Source organism: Methanolobus sp. WCC4 (assembly GCF_038022665.1).
Taxonomy (GTDB): domain Archaea; phylum Halobacteriota; class Methanosarcinia; order Methanosarcinales; family Methanosarcinaceae; genus Methanolobus.
In genome coordinates this window covers 845,993-863,415 of record NZ_CP150629.1, presented here as the reverse complement: position 1 = coordinate 863,415, position 17,423 = coordinate 845,993, and the positions used below count along the sequence as shown (strand labels likewise).

The 17,423-nt window shown below is 45.8% G+C and carries 19 protein-coding genes; 12 read left to right on the top strand and 7 right to left on the bottom strand.

Annotated elements, in window-relative coordinates; genetic code table 11:
• Window positions 1–80 precede the first annotated feature (80 nt).
• Together V7O63_RS04335 and V7O63_RS04330 are read left to right on the top strand one after the other, a co-directional pair.
• Window positions 81–545: a YqaA family protein gene (locus V7O63_RS04335; protein ID WP_340820288.1), complete on the top strand. Its 465-nt coding sequence runs from the start codon at window positions 81–83 to the stop codon at window positions 543–545.
• Window positions 546–683: 138 nt separating this feature from the next.
• On the top strand, window positions 684–887 hold the full coding sequence (locus V7O63_RS04330; protein WP_340820287.1) for a hypothetical protein: 204 nt from the start codon (window positions 684–686) through the stop codon (window positions 885–887).
• Window positions 888–1,062: 175 nt separating this feature from the next.
• On the opposite strand, the gene V7O63_RS04325 is transcribed toward V7O63_RS04330, so the two are convergent.
• Complete coding sequence (locus V7O63_RS04325; RefSeq protein WP_340820286.1) at window positions 1,063–2,577, bottom strand: PAS domain-containing sensor histidine kinase; 1,515 nt, start codon at window positions 2,575–2,577, stop codon at window positions 1,063–1,065.
• Between the two features lie 248 nt (window positions 2,578–2,825).
• A complete protein-coding gene (locus tag V7O63_RS04320) occupies window positions 2,826–3,038 on the bottom strand; it encodes a hypothetical protein (protein ID WP_340820285.1) in 213 nt (70 codons plus the stop codon).
• A 234-nt stretch (window positions 3,039–3,272) separates the two neighbouring features.
• Here V7O63_RS04320 and V7O63_RS04315 point away from each other — a divergent pair, with 234 nt between their 5' ends.
• The 4 genes from V7O63_RS04315 to V7O63_RS04300 all read left to right on the top strand — a co-directional run bounded on the left by V7O63_RS04315 (window position 3,273) and on the right by V7O63_RS04300 (window position 9,191).
• A complete protein-coding gene (locus tag V7O63_RS04315) occupies window positions 3,273–3,785 on the top strand; it encodes a deoxyuridine 5'-triphosphate nucleotidohydrolase (protein ID WP_340820284.1) in 513 nt (170 codons plus the stop codon).
• Between the two features lie 64 nt (window positions 3,786–3,849).
• Window positions 3,850–4,644, top strand: coding sequence for a 2-amino-3,7-dideoxy-D-threo-hept-6-ulosonate synthase (locus V7O63_RS04310; RefSeq protein WP_340820283.1), 795 nt, complete (start codon window positions 3,850–3,852; stop codon window positions 4,642–4,644).
• Between the two features lie 440 nt (window positions 4,645–5,084).
• The gene (gene glyS / locus V7O63_RS04305; RefSeq protein ID WP_340820282.1) at window positions 5,085–6,833 is read left to right on the top strand and encodes a glycine--tRNA ligase; all 1,749 of its coding nucleotides are present in this window, start codon (window positions 5,085–5,087) and stop codon (window positions 6,831–6,833) included.
• A gap of 87 nt (window positions 6,834–6,920) precedes the next feature.
• Window positions 6,921–9,191, top strand: a complete 2,271-nt coding sequence (locus V7O63_RS04300) for a DEAD/DEAH box helicase (RefSeq protein WP_340820281.1) — start codon at window positions 6,921–6,923, stop codon at window positions 9,189–9,191.
• A 48-nt stretch (window positions 9,192–9,239) separates the two neighbouring features.
• Here the strand turns inward: V7O63_RS04300 and V7O63_RS04295 are convergent, their stop codons facing one another.
• The gene (locus V7O63_RS04295) at window positions 9,240–9,707 is read right to left on the bottom strand and encodes an Sjogren's syndrome/scleroderma autoantigen 1 family protein (RefSeq protein WP_340820280.1); all 468 of its coding nucleotides are present in this window, start codon (window positions 9,705–9,707) and stop codon (window positions 9,240–9,242) included.
• Between the two features lie 116 nt (window positions 9,708–9,823).
• On the opposite strand from V7O63_RS04295, the gene V7O63_RS04290 reads away from it, so the two are divergent.
• The 5 genes from V7O63_RS04290 (at window position 9,824) to V7O63_RS04270 (ending at window position 13,857) form a co-directional block, all read left to right on the top strand.
• Entirely contained in the window at window positions 9,824–10,090 is a 267-nt protein-coding gene (locus V7O63_RS04290; protein WP_340820279.1) for a UPF0147 family protein, read from the top strand.
• A gap of 152 nt (window positions 10,091–10,242) precedes the next feature.
• A complete protein-coding gene (locus V7O63_RS04285; RefSeq protein ID WP_340820278.1) occupies window positions 10,243–10,878 on the top strand; it encodes a haloacid dehalogenase in 636 nt (211 codons plus the stop codon).
• Between the two features lie 45 nt (window positions 10,879–10,923).
• Window positions 10,924–12,543, top strand: a complete 1,620-nt coding sequence (gene sepS / locus V7O63_RS04280; protein ID WP_340820277.1) for an O-phosphoserine--tRNA ligase — start codon at window positions 10,924–10,926, stop codon at window positions 12,541–12,543.
• Window positions 12,536–13,234 carry an endonuclease V gene (locus V7O63_RS04275; protein WP_340820276.1) on the top strand — a complete coding sequence of 233 codons (699 nt, stop codon included), beginning with the start codon at window positions 12,536–12,538 and terminating at the stop codon, window positions 13,232–13,234. Before sepS ends, V7O63_RS04275 begins: the two co-directional genes overlap by 8 nt.
• Window positions 13,234–13,857, top strand: coding sequence for a DUF169 domain-containing protein (locus tag V7O63_RS04270; RefSeq protein ID WP_340820275.1), 624 nt, complete (start codon window positions 13,234–13,236; stop codon window positions 13,855–13,857). The genes V7O63_RS04275 and V7O63_RS04270 overlap by 1 nt, the downstream gene beginning before the upstream one ends.
• A gap of 8 nt (window positions 13,858–13,865) precedes the next feature.
• Here V7O63_RS04270 and V7O63_RS04265 read toward each other — a convergent pair whose 3' ends face one another.
• Both V7O63_RS04265 and V7O63_RS04260 read right to left on the bottom strand, forming a co-directional pair.
• A complete protein-coding gene (locus V7O63_RS04265; RefSeq protein ID WP_340820274.1) occupies window positions 13,866–14,255 on the bottom strand; it encodes a DUF473 domain-containing protein in 390 nt (129 codons plus the stop codon).
• A gap of 4 nt (window positions 14,256–14,259) precedes the next feature.
• Window positions 14,260–15,006, bottom strand: a complete 747-nt coding sequence (locus V7O63_RS04260) for a proteasome assembly chaperone family protein (protein WP_340820273.1) — start codon at window positions 15,004–15,006, stop codon at window positions 14,260–14,262.
• Between the two features lie 712 nt (window positions 15,007–15,718).
• On the opposite strand from V7O63_RS04260, the gene V7O63_RS04255 reads away from it, so the two are divergent.
• Window positions 15,719–16,312, top strand: coding sequence for a pyruvate kinase alpha/beta domain-containing protein (locus V7O63_RS04255; protein ID WP_340820272.1), 594 nt, complete (start codon window positions 15,719–15,721; stop codon window positions 16,310–16,312).
• A 59-nt stretch (window positions 16,313–16,371) separates the two neighbouring features.
• Here V7O63_RS04255 and V7O63_RS04250 read toward each other — a convergent pair whose 3' ends face one another.
• Complete coding sequence (locus V7O63_RS04250) at window positions 16,372–16,551, bottom strand: hypothetical protein (protein ID WP_340820271.1); 180 nt, start codon at window positions 16,549–16,551, stop codon at window positions 16,372–16,374.
• 37 nt (window positions 16,552–16,588) lie between these two features.
• Window positions 16,589–17,410 (bottom strand): F420-dependent methylenetetrahydromethanopterin dehydrogenase, encoded by an 822-nt coding sequence (locus V7O63_RS04245; RefSeq protein WP_340820270.1) that lies wholly within the window; start codon window positions 17,408–17,410, stop codon window positions 16,589–16,591.
• Window positions 17,411–17,423 lie beyond the last annotated feature (13 nt).

Below are 17,423 nucleotides of genomic sequence, written 5' to 3'. Positions count from 1 at the left end.
AATATTTCATCAAAGGATAATCCATCAATGATAGGATTCAAAAGCAACTATGAACAACAACATAATAATTATTACTGAAAATGATAGAAATTCTTTCCAGCCTGATAGATGAACATGCCTATGTTGGCCTTTTCATAGCAAGCTTCCTCGCTTCTACAATACTGCCCCTTGGATCAGAGGCTTTTGTAGTTCTACTTATAAGTAAGGGTTTTGACACACTCCCGATCATAATGGTAGCTTCCGTAGGAAACTATCTGGGATCCTGCACGACATATTATGTAGGACTGCGGGGAAGGACCGATATTATCGAAAGATTCTTCTCGATATCCGAAGAACAGCTCAAAAGAACAGATAGCATGTTCTCAAAATACGGCACCTTTTTACTGCTCTTCACATGGATGCCCTTGATAGGAGATGCTATAGCAGCAACGGGCGGTGTTCTTAAACTTGACTTCAGAACTTTCTCCATATATGTATTTCTGGGAAAGTTCGCCAGATATGTTACACTGGCATATATTACAACCAGTACTCTGGCATTATTCTAGTGCTGTTGCCGGGTTCCTTTGTTGATATCACAATTATTCAACAATTAAGCAAGAAGGGAAAAACTATATATACCCAAGCCGAGCATATAAATAAATATATATTACCAAAGATAGTAAAACCTTTTTAATGGGATGAAAATGGCACAACTGGACATCGTCGATGAAAAGACACTGAAGAAAAACTCTTTGCTCATACCTGCCGCAGTTATCTTGGGAACTCTGCTGGCAATCGTTGCATATACATACCTGCCGCCTACAACGGCACTTATCAGTATATTCGCAGGAACCATCATCGTAGCATTGATAACCTACATAGTGCTAAAAAAGAAGTACGGCCAATAACACTTAGAGAAAGCAACTGCAGGCTTACAGACCAGATGCCTGACCTGCATAAAAAGAGGATGCATTTTACCTCTTATGACGTTGTTTTCAACAATACTATGACAGATACATAGTGAATCCCACATTCATCCGGGTGAGCCTGAATTTTTAATGTTGCACACTTACATTGCACCTTCTAATTATCCTTACCATCCCCAACCGGTATCGAGAAAGTGAACTTGCTTCCTTTACCAACCTCACTTTCAACCCAGATCCTACCTTCATGGAGTTCCACGAACTTCTTTACAAGAGAAAGCCCAAGACCTGTTCCTTTATGATCATTGGTGAGATAGGAATCCAGTTGAATGAAGGGATTGAAGAGCTTATCGATATCCTGATCAGATATGCCAATACCAGTATCCTGTACACTGACAATTAGAACACCATCCGGGCATTTCGCATGAATGTTCAAAGAACCCCTTTCTGAAGTGAACTTTATAGCGTTGCTTCCCAGATTGTACAGGATCTGTTTGAACTTGGTCCGGTCTGCATAGACAGTATCGACCTGCTGATCAAGCTCAACACCAATACCTATACGTTTGCTCTTTGCGAGAGGAAAAAGCAATGTTCGAACCTCATCGATCGCAAGCCCTACTGAAAAATCCTCATACAGAAGTTCCATTTTACCGGCTTCCACCTTTGAGAGATCTAGCACATCATTTATAAGCTTCAGCAGGTGCTTTCCTGCATCAGAGATATGACTCACATAGCGGGCCTGTCGCTCATCAAGCTCACCAGAGGTACCGTCCAGAAGCACATCTGAAAAACCGATAACAGAGGTAAGCGGAGTACGTAGCTCATGGCTCATTGCTGCCAGGAACTCATCCTTGCTCTTGTTTGCAGCCTCTGCCATTATCTTTGCATGCAATAGTGCATCATTGGCCTTTTTGCGTTCAGTGATATCCTCAATAGTACCTATGACCATATTCTTTTCAGCATAATATTCTGCAACTGAATGGATGTCACGGATGACACTGTCGTTTTGTCTTTTTATCCTGAACTGGATGTCATAGGTTGTTCCCTCTTTAATAAGACTTTTCAAGGCCTCATCCATCATCGGGCGATACTCCGGCAGAGGGATCATCTGGATCGCCTCGATCGTTAACCTGTCCCCTTCGAAGCCGTATATCCTTCTTGCCTCTTCAGATGAGCTCACTTCCCCGGAATCCATGTCAATTGCCCAGCTACCGATACGCCCGATCTTCTGCGCGGTGCGAAGCTGCATCTCCCGGGCCTTCAGTTCATCCTCTGCCTTTTTCCGCTCAGTGATATCATGTATGATAGAATAAAGAAGAGCACGTGAATTCACTACAACAGGGCTGCTGTACACCTCCACATCACGTATATCTCCACTTGCAAGCTTGTGCTTGAAAAGAAAATAGTTCCTTTTCTCATTCACAGCATTTTGCATTTCAGCTCTTATGTCCTCTGAGGAAAGAGTGTTGATCTCATCGATCCTCATACTTGTGAGCTCTTCCAGGGGCCACCCATAATAATCGCATGCTGAAATGTTAGCATCTACTATGTCGAAAGTAGCAGGGTCGATGACAAGCATAACAGCTTTATTGTGTTTGAAAAGGGACATATAGGGATTTCCTGTATCAAATAAGAAATAGTCTGCCTGTCCCTTATCCGATATTTCTTTTCCCATTGAACGAACCCCTGAGCTCCCATGAAGAGGATATACGAACCGATCCCGATAGCATGAAACACAACTACATATTCAGAGAGAGTAGACCAACCCACTTGCCCTGAAGGAAACTGACCCTTATTAGAAATAATGTAATTAGTATATAAGGTGTGTTGTTTTAAGCAGGGAATAAAAAAAATGGGAATTCAGAACAGGAATAATACCAGATACAGAACAAATACTAAAAAAGAACAAAAGAGGAACTGATATCATTCCTCTACGTCGAAATGCCACTGACAATTGTCGGAAGCAGTGCTGTCCTGGCCCATATATTCCTCTTTATAATGGGGCATATCGGCACTTACGAATTTTGGAAAGACAAGAGAGATCTCTTTCTGGTAAGTGGTCCCATCGGGGCTTAAAGTGACTTTGAACAACATTTCAGGCCTGTTTCCGTACTTTACAATATCCGTGCTACTCACATCATTCACTCCTTCAAATTATCTTTTTATATCATTCTTCACGAATTCCCTAACTCGTTCTTTGACACAATATCAAAGTGAGTGATCGAAAAACGTTCCAAACTCACCATAATACTCATGTACAATAATACATATAAACTGATTGGTTTACAATAATTTGTGTTTACACTAACATAATACCCTGCGACACAACATATACCAAACAAATATATCCGATCAAAAAGACCTACAACCATGACCCTTCTATCAAGAAATGAGCTCAGAGCACTGATCAACTGCGAGACACCACTTGTTGAGAACACGATAGATACAGAGACCCAGCTCCAGCCTAATAGCGTCGAACTGACACTCAAAGGTATAGAGATGTACAACAGTGCAGGTGCAGTTGATTTTGACAACAGTGAAAGAGAGACACCTTCAACTGAACCTGTGGATTTCGATGAGAATGGCTGGGCACATCTTGATCAGGGAGTATACAAGATCACATTCAATGAGATAGTGAACATTCCTCTTGACCTTGCTGCCATTGCAAGACCAAGGTCCACTCTGCTCAGATGCGGAGCGAATATAGGGACAGCGGTCTGGGATTCAGGATATAGAGGAAGAAGCGAGTCAATGCTTGTAGTTCACAACCCCAATGGGTTCAGGTTGAAAAAGAATGCACGTGTCATGCAATTGCTGTTCTTTGACCTTCACAGTGAACTTGAAGAAGGATACTGTGGCAAATACCAGCATGAGAATCTGTGACACAGTAACCCGTTTTACGCAATTTTACGTTAGTATTATCTATAATAGAGGCAATGATGCGAACATGAGTGAAATTGGCAAATCTGTCAGGATGGAAAGGATCTTCGAACGCAATACAGGGAATGCGATAATCATACCCATGGACCACGGGGTTGGAGCAGGACCGATAAAAGGGATCATTGACCTCCCGGCAATGGTAAATAAAGTAGCAGATGGTGGAGCAAATGCGGTACTCGGGCACATGGGACTTCCAAAGCACGGACACCGCGGATATGGCAGGGATATAGGACTTATCATTCACCTCTCAGCTTCAACCTCACTTGGACCTGATCCAAACCACAAGGTTATCGTCACAGATGTCGAAGAAGCAATAAAGATAGGTGCAGATGCAGTGTCCATTCATGTCAATGTTGGCGCGGATGATGAAGCGGAAATGCTTCAGGATATGGGATATATCGCACGCAAATGTGATGAGTGGGGTATGCCACTTCTCGCCATGATGTACCCAAGAGGACCAAAGGTGGGTTCAGAACACGATGTAGACTATGTAAAGCATGCAGCAAGGATTGGTGCAGAACTTGGTGCTGACATTGTGAAGACGAGTTACACCGGTGACATCGATACCTTCAAAGAGGTCGTTGCAGGATGCCCTGTACCAATAGTTATCGCAGGTGGCCCAAGGATGGATACTGAGAAACAGCTTCTTGAGATGATCCATGATTCCCTTGAAGCCGGTGGAAAAGGAGTGGCAATTGGAAGGAATGTCTTCCAGTCAGAAGACCCTACAAAGCTTGTGTCACACATCTCAAAGATAGTCCACCAGGGAATGACAGCAGAAGAAGCACTCAATTCAGAGTGACCTTATTATTATTATATTTGTTCGTTCCAGTGGAAACAAAGGGGTTTTGTCCAAACCCCACACAGTTCTTTTTTAACATATTATGGCGACAACATCAAAACCATCGAAGAGCCATAGCAATGGAAGAACAGCAGATAGATTAGATGTCAATATGATCAAAGAAAAAGATTTTCGATAGGAAGAGCAAGGCCAGTGTTGAAATGACCAATTGAATCATATAAGATGGTGGTACGATATGATATGATTTGATTGAGATTAGACCTTGCTCAACACATAGAAAGTATGAACATACATATAAGAGTAATGAGAGTTTTTTTCCAAAACACATACACGATTACTCACAATATGACCATACGTATTTCAAAGTGCTTTCGTTACTATTAAATGCAATGGGCATATCGATGAATTCATAATTCATTCATATAATCAGAGGATCATCCATGGATAAATATGAACAGGTAATAGAACTGGCCAAGCGCCGGGGATTCTTATGGAACTCTTTCGAACTTTACGGAGGTACCGCCGGATTCTACGATTACGGACCTCTGGGAAGTACATTGAAACGCAGAATTGAGCAGATCTGGCGTGAGACCTATGTCGTCCAGGAAGGCTACATGGAGATAGAGGCACCTACCATTGGTATCGAAGATGTTTTCGTAGCTTCCGGTCATGTAGGTGGTTTCTCAGACCCTCTCTGCGAGTGTAAGAACTGTGGTGAGGCATTCAGGGCAGACCACTTGGTAGAGAAATACGTAGCCATACCGGATACCCTCAGTGACCAGGAACTCGACAGGGTGATCACAGAGAACAGTGTGAAATGCCCCGAGTGTGAAGGTGAACTTGGTGAGACATACGAGTTCAATCTCATGTTCAAGACCAATATCGGTCCGGGAACAGGCAGACAGGGATATATGCGTCCTGAGACCGCGCAGGGAATGTTCGTGGACTTCCTGAGACTGGCACGTTTCTATCGTGAGAAACTCCCATTCGGTGCTACCCAGATCGGGAAGTCATATCGTAATGAGATATCACCAAGACAGGGTGTCATAAGACTGAGAGAATTCACTCAGGCAGAAGCCGAGATATTCATCGACCCGAACGATAAGAAGCACCCTGATTTTGGCAGGTTCGCAGATACTGTGATCAACCTCTACTCGGATGAGGCACAGGACAGGGAAGAGATAGAGCAGATGAGCCTTGGTGAAGCAGTTGAGAAAGGAACCATTGCACATGAGTTCCTTGCATACCAGATAGGACTCACCAACCACTTCCTCCAGCGCGTGGGAATCGCAGCGGACAAACTGAGATTCAGGCAGCATATGAAGGATGAGATGGCACACTATGCCATCGACTGCTGGGATGCTGAGATCGAGACCGACAGGTTCGGCTGGGTAGAGGTCGTCGGTATCGCAGACAGGACGGACTATGACCTGAAGGCACATGCAAATGTCAGCAAGACCGAACTCTCGATATACAGGGAATACAGCGAACCTAAGATGGTCACGCAATTCGTGGTCAAGCCTAATATGGGCAAGCTCGGACCTCTCTTCAAGGGCAAGGCAAAGGCTGTTGCAGATGCACTGAAAGCCCTGAGCCAGGCAGAACTCGAACAGGAGAACATCACCGTCACCGTCGATGGCGAGGAGGTCACTGTACCCGGAGACATTGTGGAGTTCGCAGAAGAGACTGTGAAGATCAGCGGTGAGAACATCATACCTCATGTGATCGAACCTTCATACGGCATAGACAGGATATTCTATTCCACAATGGAACATGCCTTTGAAGAGGAAATGGTCGCCGGAAAGGAAGAAACGGAAGAGGAAGAGGCAAGGATCGTCATGAGGCTCAAAAAGGAAGTAGCACCTGTACAGGTAGCTATCCTTCCGCTCCTCACAAGGGAAGAGCTCATCGGTCCTGCAAGGACAATTGAAACCGGGTTGAAGCAGAAGGGACTGCTTGTATCCTATGATGATTCCGGTACCATCGGAAGACGGTACAGAAGGAATGATGAGATAGGAACACCATATTCCATCACCATCGACTATGAGACCATAGAGGATAACACCGTGACCATCAGGGACAGGGACAGCATGAAACAAGTCCGTGCTCCAGTGGACGGTATCGCAGACCTGATCCATGAGCTGATCTACATGGGCAGGGATTTCGAGAGTGCCGGTAAGGCACTCTGAGTTCTTTTTTTATACATTACTTTCACCCCGCTCTAATTATATTTAAAAACATGAAGAGAGTATATATGGCAAACCAAGAGCCATAACATGCCGGAATTCATCAGACACCCGTTGATAAAAGCAGATGCCGTCGAGCAGAGGCTATATCAACTTGATCTGGCAGGAAAGGCACTTGACACATCCACCCTTGTAGTACTCCCCACGGGCCTCGGTAAAACGATCATATCACTTCTCGTAATGGCATCACGCCTTGAGAAATATGACGGCAAGGTGATGGTGCTCTCGCCAACTAAGCCACTTGTAGAGCAGCACGCTTCTTTTTTCAGGAATGTGTTCAACCTACCCGAAGAAGAGGTCCTCACCTTTACCGGAAGCATCAGCCCGGATAAAAGAGCAGAACTGTGGGAACAGGGAAAGGTCATCGTTTCCACACCACAGGTAATTGAGAACGACATCCTGACGAAAAGGATCAGTCTTGAGGATGTCACACACATTACCTTCGATGAGGCACACCGGGCAGTTGGAAATTACGCTTACACCTACATAGCCGAGAAGTATTTTGAGACCGCAAAGAACCCTCTGTGCCTGGGAATCACTGCAAGTCCCGGAAGTTCCGATGAGAAGATAGCAGAGGTCTGCCAGTCACTTCACATCGAGTCGGTTGCCGTGAAGACCGAATCCGACAAAGATGTTCTTCCTTATATCCACAAGAAAGAGATCGAGTGGAAGCGCATCAACCTTCCGGATGAGATGAGAGAGATAAAGAACCTGCTCAACAAGGTCCTTGAGGACAGGTACAAAAAACTCACAGAACTTGGTTACCCCATCTATAACCAGAGATATGTATCAAAGAAGGACCTGCTCGGACTTCAGGCGAAGCTTCAGGGGCAGCTGAGAGGTGGCATTCCCGACCCTTCCGTTTATAGCGCGATCTCACTGCTTGCAGAGATAATGAAAGTGAACCATGCAGTGGAGATCACAGAGACACAGGGACTTGAGTCACTTCGAATGTACATGGAAAGACTGGACAATGAGGCCTACTCCAAAAGCGGCAGTAAAGCATCGAAACGTCTTGCGGAAGATATCTACATACGGCAGGCAAGCAGACGCCTGAAGGACTGCGATATCGAGCATCCGAAACTGGAGTATGTCAAGAGAATAGTTCTTGAGGAACTGGAAGGTAAGCCGCATTCAAGGGTCATTGTGTTTGCGAACTATCGTGACACTGCGGAGATGATAACCAAAGAGCTCTCAGAAGTAGAGGGCATAAGGCCGGTGCGTTTTGTTGGCCAGGCATCCAAATACAAGGATAAGGGCCTGACACAGAAACAACAGGTGGAGATCATCGAGCAGTTCAAGGCGGGAGATTACAATGTACTTGTGGCAACCTCCGTTGCAGAGGAAGGACTCGATATACCATCAACCGACCTCGTTCTTTTCTACGAACCCATTCCCTCTGAGATAAGGAGTATCCAGAGAAAGGGCAGAACCGGGAGGAAACACGAGGGACGTGTTGTCGTGCTTGTTACAAAAGGCACCCGTGACGAGGCATACTACTGGAGCAGCCTTTCAAGGGAAAGGAAGATGCAGAGTAACATGAAAGAGCTTCAGGCAGCCATGCCTGCTGTGAAGAACAGCTCCATTACAGAGGAGTTTGCATCCGATATCCCCGGAGAGGAACAAAGGACATTGTTCGAGTATGGTGACAATGATAGCAAGATAAAGATAGTCGTTGACCAGAGGGAGATACGTAGTTCTGTTGCGAGGACACTTGACAGGAATGGAATGGAGATCATAGTGAAGACCCTCGAGGTAGGCGATTACATTCTCAGTGACCGCATAGCTGTTGAAAGGAAAGAAACACAGGACTTCGTGAGTTCACTCATCGAACAGAAACTCTTCGAGCAGATAGCAAACCTTTCAAGAGCGTATGAAAAGCCCGTGCTCATCATTGAAGGCGACAGCCTGTTCAATTGCAGAGGTATGAACCCCAATGCCATACACGGTGCAATATCCTCTATATCCCTTGATTTTGGAGTGTCGATATTCTACACCCGTGATGCGGAAGATACGGCATCGCTTCTGATGCAGATAGCAAAAAGGGAACAGGTCGATGAGAAGAGAGAGGTAAATATGCACGGCAGGAAGGCTGCAGCGATGTTACCGGAGCAGCAGGAATATGTTGTCTCTTCGATATCCGACATCGGACCAAAAGCCGCACGTAACCTGTTACAGCATTTTGGCTCTGTAGAGAATGTCATGAAAGCAAGCTATGAGGAACTGCTCGAGGTCAGCAATATAGGCCCCAAGACCGCGGCAAAGATAAGAGAGATAGTTGGCAGTGAATACAGAAAATAGAACTTTACAGCAATAAAGGAATGGATGTTACCATCCAAACCAGATCCATTATTGCATCTTTGCGAGTATGTCCATGCAACGGTCGATAAGGTCCAGATACTCATCGATCCTTCTTGGATCCTTCTCATCCTGCATCTCGCGTGCCATACCGGTCATCTTACTGATGATTAGTGACTCCAGTTCCGAAACTGAGCCCTGGACTAAAGGTTTAGATGGTTCTGTCCTGACAGGCTCCGCTACAGGTGATGGAATTGATTCAGGACGTGCCGCAACTGGCTCTTCCATTGTATCCACTGGAGATACCTCATTTCCTGCAGATGATATGGGAGCTGTATCATTGGCCTGTCCCATAGCCCCGCGTGGATCACGAACATCATCACATACAGGGCATAGTACACGACCCTGATAGCGGAAGAGAGGAGCACCACAATTGTTGCAGTGTTGTGCCAGCATAGTGCCTCCGATCTCAAGCATTTTAGATATCTTCTGTATTTTCACATCATCAGTGTTTGACATATTATCTCCTTTTTCTCAAAACCTATATACCAATGAAAGTCTTTTTATAGAATATAATTATTTAGGGATAACTGAGCAACCCTATTTTAATTTCAAGTTTATCAAGGTGATCCTACATGTCAAATTTTGAACAAGTCATTGAAGAATGCAAACAAAAATTGGAATATATCGCAAACGATAATTCAGTACCAAGAAACATCAGGCGTTCTGCAAATGATATTCTGGAAACATTAAGAAAAGATGATGAACCACTATTCCTGAGAACATCATCAAGCATATCCATTCTTGAGGATATCAGCAACGACCCAAACATCCCTGTACACACAAGAACTCTCATATGGGATGTTGCAAGCCAGCTCGAGACCATTCCGGTCGACGAGTGAATTAAGAACGACACGTTTGTTCGTTCTTTAACCCTTTTTTTTACATACCACCTACATTAAGCTATATATCCGGCTTCCTGCATACCTGCGCATTTCAGCTTTGCTTTTGAAAAACTGTTTATACAAAGCGGCAAATGAACTAAAGGATTGCAATGATCTACGATATATCCAGTAACATCAAGAACAACTTTGAGAAAAAAGATAAGGGAAGAGAAGCAGCCCTGTCGATCTCAAGGGACGTTGTGCGTAATTGCAGGACAGCGATGTACAGGATACACAACAAGGACAAAAAAGGTGCCCTCGTCCTGATAGAAGAGGCAGGAGAAATGCTTCAGAGAATAGATGATCTGCTTAAGGACTATCCGGAAGTCTACTTCTCAGGTTTTCTGGAACATGCCCAGCAGGAATACGTCGAATGCATAGTCGTTTACCATATACTCAATGAGGACGAGGAAGAGACGAAGCTGGCCGGACCGGAGGAGTTGAATGTCAGCGATGTCGCATATCTCAACGGACTTGGTGATGTCAGCGGAGAACTCAGGAGACATATACTGGACCTTATCAGAAAGGACAGCCCCGAAGAAGGGGAGAGATACCTCCAGCTCATGGAAGAGATCCACAGTTGTCTTATGATGTTCGACTATCCTGATGCAATGACACACGGACTCAGGCACAAGACCGATGTCACAAGGTCGATCATAGAGAAGACCCGTGGAGACCTGACCAATGCCATACGCCAGCAGAAACTGGAAAAGGCAATGAGGGAATTTGAAGACCGGATCGGTTAACCCACATATTACGATTCACTTATCACAATATTACGAGGAAAATACATGAAATTCAATCCTGATGACATTAAAAAGGCAGCAAACGAGGATTTTGATGCTGAATGGAACAAAGGGAAGGACTACATCAGTGAGACAAAGCTGAATGACCAGTACCCACACATGACCATCAAGTATGGTAAGCCACACCCTGTGTATGACACCATCTCAAAGCTCCGTGACGCATACATGAGAATGGGATTCGAGGAAATGATGAACCCGCTCATAGTCGATGAAAGAGAGGTTCACAAGCAGTTCGGCCACGAGGCACTGGCAGTCCTTGACAGGTGCTTCTATCTTGCAGGCCTCCCACGTCCAAATGTAGGCATCTCTGACGAACGTATTGCCACCATCAGGGAAATACTCGGTGATATCGACGATGAGGCCATAGAGACCATCAGGAAGATCCTTCACGCATACAAGAAGGGAGATGTGGAAGGAGATGACCTGGTCCCTGAGATCGCTGCAGGTATCGGTGTGTCGGATTCACTTATCGTAGAGATGATCGACCAGGTATTCCCCGAGTTCAAGGAACTCATCCCGCAGGCGATCAAGAAGACCCTGAGAAGCCACATGACATCAGGCTGGTTCATCAGTCTTGCATCGGTCATCGAGCGTGCTGAACCACCTTTCAACTTCTTCTCCATCGACCGCTGTTTCAGAAGAGAACAGGACGAGGATGCAGCCCGTCTTATGACATACTATTCCGCATCCTGTGTGATAATGGATGAGAATGTCACCATCGACCATGGAAAGGCTGTTGCACAGGGATTGTTATCACAGTTCGGTTTCGAGAAGTTCATGTTCAGGGCTGATGACAAGCGCAGCAAGTACTACGTACCTGATACCCAGATAGAGGTATTTGCCTACCATCCTAACCTCGTAGGCTCCAATACAAAATACTCCGACGGCTGGATAGAGATAGCTACCTTCGGTATCTACTCACCCACAGCACTCTCACAGTACGATATACCATATCCCGTGATGAACCTGGGACTTGGCGTCGAGAGGCTTGCAATGATCCTCCACGATGCAACAGATATCCGTTCACTCACCTATCCGCAGATCGCACAGTACTCCGAATGGAAGATGACCGATAATGAGCTTGCAAAGAATGTCCGTGTATCAAACGTTCCGGTGACAGCAGAAGGCATGGAAATCGTCAAGGCCATCACAGCAGTCTGCGAGGAACATTCCGCAACCCCAAGTCCATGCGAGTTCCCTGCATGGGAAGGAACCATCGAGGGCAAGACCGTGAAGGTCTCTGTCATCGAACCGGAGGAGGAGACAAAGCTCTGTGGACCTGCTGTTTTCAATGAGGTCGTTGCATATGAGAATGATATCCTCGGAGTACCTGACAACAAGAAATGGAAGAAGGTACTTGAGAACCATTCCGCAAGGACAGGTCTCAGGTTCCTTGATGCATTCGCATGCCAGGCGGCAAAGGATATTGAAGATGCCGTTACCAACGGTGAGAGCGAGGTTGAGACAAGGGTGAGGATAGTGAAGGTACCTTCTGAGATCAATATCCGCCTCGAACCACTCGCACAGCGCTTCATCACCAGCAACAAGAAGAAGATAGATATCCGTGGACCTGTGTTCACGACTGTGAGGGCAACTATTGAATAAGGACGAACTGGACCACTGGTTCGACCCGGCTTCACGCACACTGGAGGAACTGAGAGTCCTCCAGAACAAGGCTGTTGAAAAGCTCAGTCTTGAGGACGGCTTCGGCAATATCCACCGTATAGCTGGTGTGGACTGCGCCTATTTTGACGAAAACATCGTCTGCGCCATGGTCGTTCTGGACTACAGTTCACTTGAAGTTATCGAAAAGAAGTACATAGTACAAAAGGTGGCTTTCCCGTATATCCCTACATACCTGAATTTCAGGGAAGGGAAAGCCATTGCTTCTGTTCTTTCTGAACTTGAGAATATACCGGATATCCTCATGTTCGATTCCTGCGGCATCAACCATCCGACAAGGGCAGGGATGGCGAGTTATTTTGGAGCTGTGACGGATATACCCACAATAGGAGTATCGAAGAAGATACTCTGCGGAAGCTCTGAAACCCCTGCAGAGGTCGGAGATGCCCAAAAGCTCGTGTATGAAGGAGAACAGGTGGGCTGGCTTGTGAAAAGCAACAAACGCAGCAATCCGATCATTGTAGCGCCCGGACATAAAGTGTCCCTTGACAGTTGCCTGGAAATTGCGAAGCACTGCCTTAAAGGATGGAAACTTCCGGAACCTACAAGACTTGCACACATGTACGCTGCCGAGGCAAAGAAATATACAATAGAACATCAGGAGAATAGATGATGAGTTCAGGATACCCCAATATTGAAGCACTCATGAATGAAGGCGAGCCCGTATGCATAACACTTTGCGACGAGGAAGGCGAGACATCGGAAATGCTGTACTGCGAACTTGTGCACAGAGCAAGACATGGCGAGGAGTTCCTGATAGAGGACCAGAGATGCAGACCTGGAAAGTATATTCTCGGCATCAGTGAGAACGGACCTGCAGACTATTACCTGAAGTCCAACAGGTACATGGATATGGAAACTGCAGAAAGGGCTGTGAACTCACTTCCAAGGATCGAGAAGAACTACAGGTCCATAAGAATCGGGCCTCTGGGGAAGAATAGCGGCGAGTTCGATGTACTTCTGCTCTATCTCAAACCTGAAAGTGCCATGAAGATAATACAGGCATATGCATTCCACCACGGAGAGGGTATCACATCAAGGTCGATCGGCGCAGCATCCATATGCGGCGATTGTACTGCAAGACCGCTTCTTGAGGGCATCGGGATATCCTACGGATGCAAGGGGTCAAGAAAACATAGCGGATATGCCAATGAAGAGGTACCCATAGGTATCAGCTATGAACTACTTGAGAAAATAGAAAGGGGACTGGATACCATCCCCGGAACGTTCGATTGAGAATATGGTTATCTTGCGTTGTAGAGAGGGATCTCTTCAGCATCCACCGTTGTGACCTCACCTATTGTATTGTTCAGTACTTTACGCACCCTTGCAATACATTTCGGATCAAGTTGTAACCTGAGAGTTGTTGTCTCACGTTCTTCATAGTATGCCTCGGTGCTCTGCATCATACGATGGGTTGATACCTGATGCCTGAGTAGTTTCACAATGATACCCATGCTGCCGCCTGTAAGATCCTCAGGACTCGTATGGGTAAGGAACAACATGTCACCCACATTCAAACGCAGGGCTGCAAGGAAATTATGAGGACTTCTTATTTCAATTGTCAGAAGACGGTTCTGCCTTAGGTCTGAGATAACACGCTCGGATATTCCTGTCAAAGCAGCATATTCCATGTTATCACCCGTACATCGGGAACTCTTTCCTTGTGCCCTGTGGCTGTTCAGTGGTCCTGACATCCTCGGCGAGCCTCTGCATCTCCACCTCGATCTTCTCAGCCTGCTCAATGAGACCTTCGGTATTGATACCATAACCGTAGAGAAGGTTCAGCACATCGATCACAACTGCCGCCGCCCTTGGGTCAGGGTTCTGGCTCATGGTGGAACCGAGAAGACTTATTGCAGGCATGTCGCGTACGAGACATTCACCCATTATGCTGCCGGATATACCGGAGATGGTTCCCATCTGGAAAAGCTCCACCTTATCTTTTATCTTTTCCAGCATATCCATATTCGTAGCTGCACCGAAGACCTTGTTCTCCTCGCTCATTGTGGCGATACCGGCAAGTGAGACTACCTCCTTTGCATTGATGGATTTCGCCCATGTGAGAAGAGCCTTGCTTATATCGTATGCCACCACCGGATTGATAGGGATGTCCGATACGATCATCACCATTCCATGCTCAACACTTTCGTAGATGCGTACTGGCATATTTATGAGCCCTTCATAGAGAACCGCAATTGGAGGAAAGTGTCTCGAGTCAATGGAACCGAGATATTCCATCTTCAATTCATCGATTATCTGCTGACTGGCAATGTTACCCACCAGACCGATTCCCGGAAAACCCTCGATCAACACAGGATTCTCGGATTGTATCTCTGTAGTTATGATCTTTACATTGTTATCTTCATAATCTGTTTCAGCCAAACGATCACCTCAGTAAATATGAATTATGACTTGCCAAACTCCCTTATATTAATATAACTGCCGTCTTATTGATAAGAGCATCGTTTACGGTTGGGAATAGGGTGCTTTGGGGTGCGTGGAGGAGAATACTGATAGTGCAAAACCGGTTATTTTGATCGTTTACATAGAGAAAGTTTGGAGATGGGAGAAGACTGCTGAAAACAAATATCTGCGCTCTGTTGAGACTGTTAATTCCAGCTTTGAACTTAGCAATTTTCAATTACTGCAGTATTTCAATTGTCTTCAGAATGGCAGCGAAGGAACGTGCCGCCTGCGGCGGATGGTTGCACTGTTCTTTGATTCCAAATAATCATTTGCAGAATAAGAAACACAAGGTTGCAGAAGAAAGATAAGATTGACCAATTGAAGAGCATAAACAACTAAAACCATCCCGGAGGCTTCCGGCGAAGCCGGCACAATCCGAAAAATTAATGAAAAGACATGTTGCCTACACTTTACTTATGCACTCAAACGAGGAATTCTACAGAGCCGATATTTCATAAAAGTCAAAAGAGACTAACATACAAAAATTTACGGTTATCTATATCCCCATACTTAATGTGCAGGTGCCATAATTCAAACTGTAAACACCCCAAGCCACAATACAAAAATACCATCACCCACATGCCATAATGGAGCAATCATATTTCATCATAGAACTACAGGCGATAACATGGAAAAGACGATCACATACTTTGACGATGTCGGAAAGGCAAACACAGAAGAAGTAATGAAATTATCTGCAAAGAGGGCTGCAGAACTTGGGATAAAACACGTGGTGCTGGCAAGCACAAGCGGTGAGACCGCACTCATAGCTGCAGAGGCTTTCAAGGGTCAGGACGTGAAGATCATTGCAATAACCCACCAGTACGGACTCAAGGAACCTGGAGAGTGGGAAGTTGACGAGGACAAGCTTGAGAAGCTCAACGAGCTTGGAGTTGTAATGACAACCCAGTCCCACATGTTCTCTGGTGTCGAGCGTGCCATCCAGAAGCGCATTGGTGGTGCCAGCAGGGCAGATGTGATATCTGACACACTGCGTGCGGTGTTCGGCAAGGGATTCAAGGTAGCGATCGAGTGCGCAATGATGGCAGCAGACTCAGGTCACATACCAGTTTCCCCGGAAACAGAGATCATAGCGATCGGTGGAACCCGTCAGGGAGCTGATGTGTCAGTTGTCCTCAGACCTGCACATTCCTTTGATTTCTTCAGCCAGCAGGTCAGAGAGATCATAGCAATGCCAAGGGCTAAGGAAGAGCCAAAATAAAACAGAATACCATAATTACATGACCGGGATTCCCGGTTCTTTTTTAATTTGTTTATATCTTACTTCTTTTCTTCCATTTCGGAATACTCAGAAGGATCCACATCTTCCGAGGATGTTTCTTCCCTGTCCTCACTGTCTGCGGAATTCATAACGATGTAACTCTTGAGGAAATAAGCAGTGAAGAGAACGAATAGTACAAAGAGACCGATAGCGATCAGAAATACAGAAAGGGTATCCATAAGAAGAAAAAGAAAAAAGGAAGTACCTTAGAGGTACTTACTGTGGCTTGTCGTAGAGAGCTGTCTTGGTCATCAGGTTGCCCTTCTTTGAGTGTGGCTGCCTGAAGACACTGTCGTTTGCTTTCTCGATCTCTCTTGCGTCAATTGCGAGCTGTGCTGCTGCGCGCATCATTTCGTGGCCAGCTGCTGTTGTGAGTGCTACCTGCTCGAGGTCCTTCATCATGAAACATGCTGGGAAGTTGATCTTTGCGACCATGTCAGCCATGTGGAGGGATGCAAGAGCCTTTGCCTTTGCGTATGGGTTGTTGAAGCCTGCTCTCTCGATGCACTTCTCTGGCTTTGCGAGGATGTGTGGAAGCTCAAGTTCCTTACCTTCGTCTGCCATTGCAGCAACCTTGTCAAGCTCTTCCTGGATAAGTCTTACAACACCACAGGTTGAAAGGACCTTCATTGCGTCTGAGTTGAATGATGCCATCTCTACAGGGTCGAGGAACTCTGTCTTTGCGCCGATGAGTGGGTCAACGGTCATAATGATGTAACCGAATCCTGCTTCCTCGAGTGCTGCACGGTCTTCCTTCTTTGTTGGACCGTCTGAGATAACGATACATGGAACGTCCTTGTATATCTCACGAGCTGCGGTTGGGCCTGGTGCGCTGGAGTTTGGGCTGATCATTACATAGAAGTCAGCATCGAATTTCTTGAGTTCTTCTGTTGCTGCTGCTTCATCTTTGCCCATTTTAGGACCTGTACCGAATGAACGGATGGTAATTCCTTCTCTTGCTGCGATCTCGTCCTGTACGAGGTCGACCACCTGGCTCATGCCTAAGTTACCTAGCTTTATGAATCCAATCTTTGCCATGTAAAATCACAGT

Coding starts and splice junctions, on each gene's coding strand:
- V7O63_RS04265 (WP_340820274.1), bottom strand. CDS start 14,255: ATGGAATATGCTGCTTTGACAGGAATATCCGAGCGTGTTATCTCAGAC.
- V7O63_RS04300 (WP_340820281.1), top strand. CDS start 6,921: ATGCCGGAATTCATCAGACACCCGTTGATAAAAGCAGATGCCGTCGAG.
- sepS (WP_340820277.1), top strand. CDS start 10,924: ATGAAATTCAATCCTGATGACATTAAAAAGGCAGCAAACGAGGATTTT.
- glyS (WP_340820282.1), top strand. CDS start 5,085: ATGGATAAATATGAACAGGTAATAGAACTGGCCAAGCGCCGGGGATTC.
- V7O63_RS04270 (WP_340820275.1), top strand. CDS start 13,234: ATGAGTTCAGGATACCCCAATATTGAAGCACTCATGAATGAAGGCGAG.
- V7O63_RS04285 (WP_340820278.1), top strand. CDS start 10,243: ATGATCTACGATATATCCAGTAACATCAAGAACAACTTTGAGAAAAAA.
- V7O63_RS04255 (WP_340820272.1), top strand. CDS start 15,719: ATGGAAAAGACGATCACATACTTTGACGATGTCGGAAAGGCAAACACA.
- V7O63_RS04315 (WP_340820284.1), top strand. CDS start 3,273: ATGACCCTTCTATCAAGAAATGAGCTCAGAGCACTGATCAACTGCGAG.
- V7O63_RS04335 (WP_340820288.1), top strand. CDS start 81: ATGATAGAAATTCTTTCCAGCCTGATAGATGAACATGCCTATGTTGGC.
- V7O63_RS04250 (WP_340820271.1), bottom strand. CDS start 16,551: ATGGATACCCTTTCTGTATTTCTGATCGCTATCGGTCTCTTTGTACTA.
- V7O63_RS04290 (WP_340820279.1), top strand. CDS start 9,824: ATGTCAAATTTTGAACAAGTCATTGAAGAATGCAAACAAAAATTGGAA.
- V7O63_RS04295 (WP_340820280.1), bottom strand. CDS start 9,707: ATGTCAAACACTGATGATGTGAAAATACAGAAGATATCTAAAATGCTT.
- V7O63_RS04245 (WP_340820270.1), bottom strand. CDS start 17,410: ATGGCAAAGATTGGATTCATAAAGCTAGGTAACTTAGGCATGAGCCAG.
- V7O63_RS04325 (WP_340820286.1), bottom strand. CDS start 2,577: ATGGGAAAAGAAATATCGGATAAGGGACAGGCAGACTATTTCTTATTT.
- V7O63_RS04310 (WP_340820283.1), top strand. CDS start 3,850: ATGAGTGAAATTGGCAAATCTGTCAGGATGGAAAGGATCTTCGAACGC.
- V7O63_RS04330 (WP_340820287.1), top strand. CDS start 684: ATGGCACAACTGGACATCGTCGATGAAAAGACACTGAAGAAAAACTCT.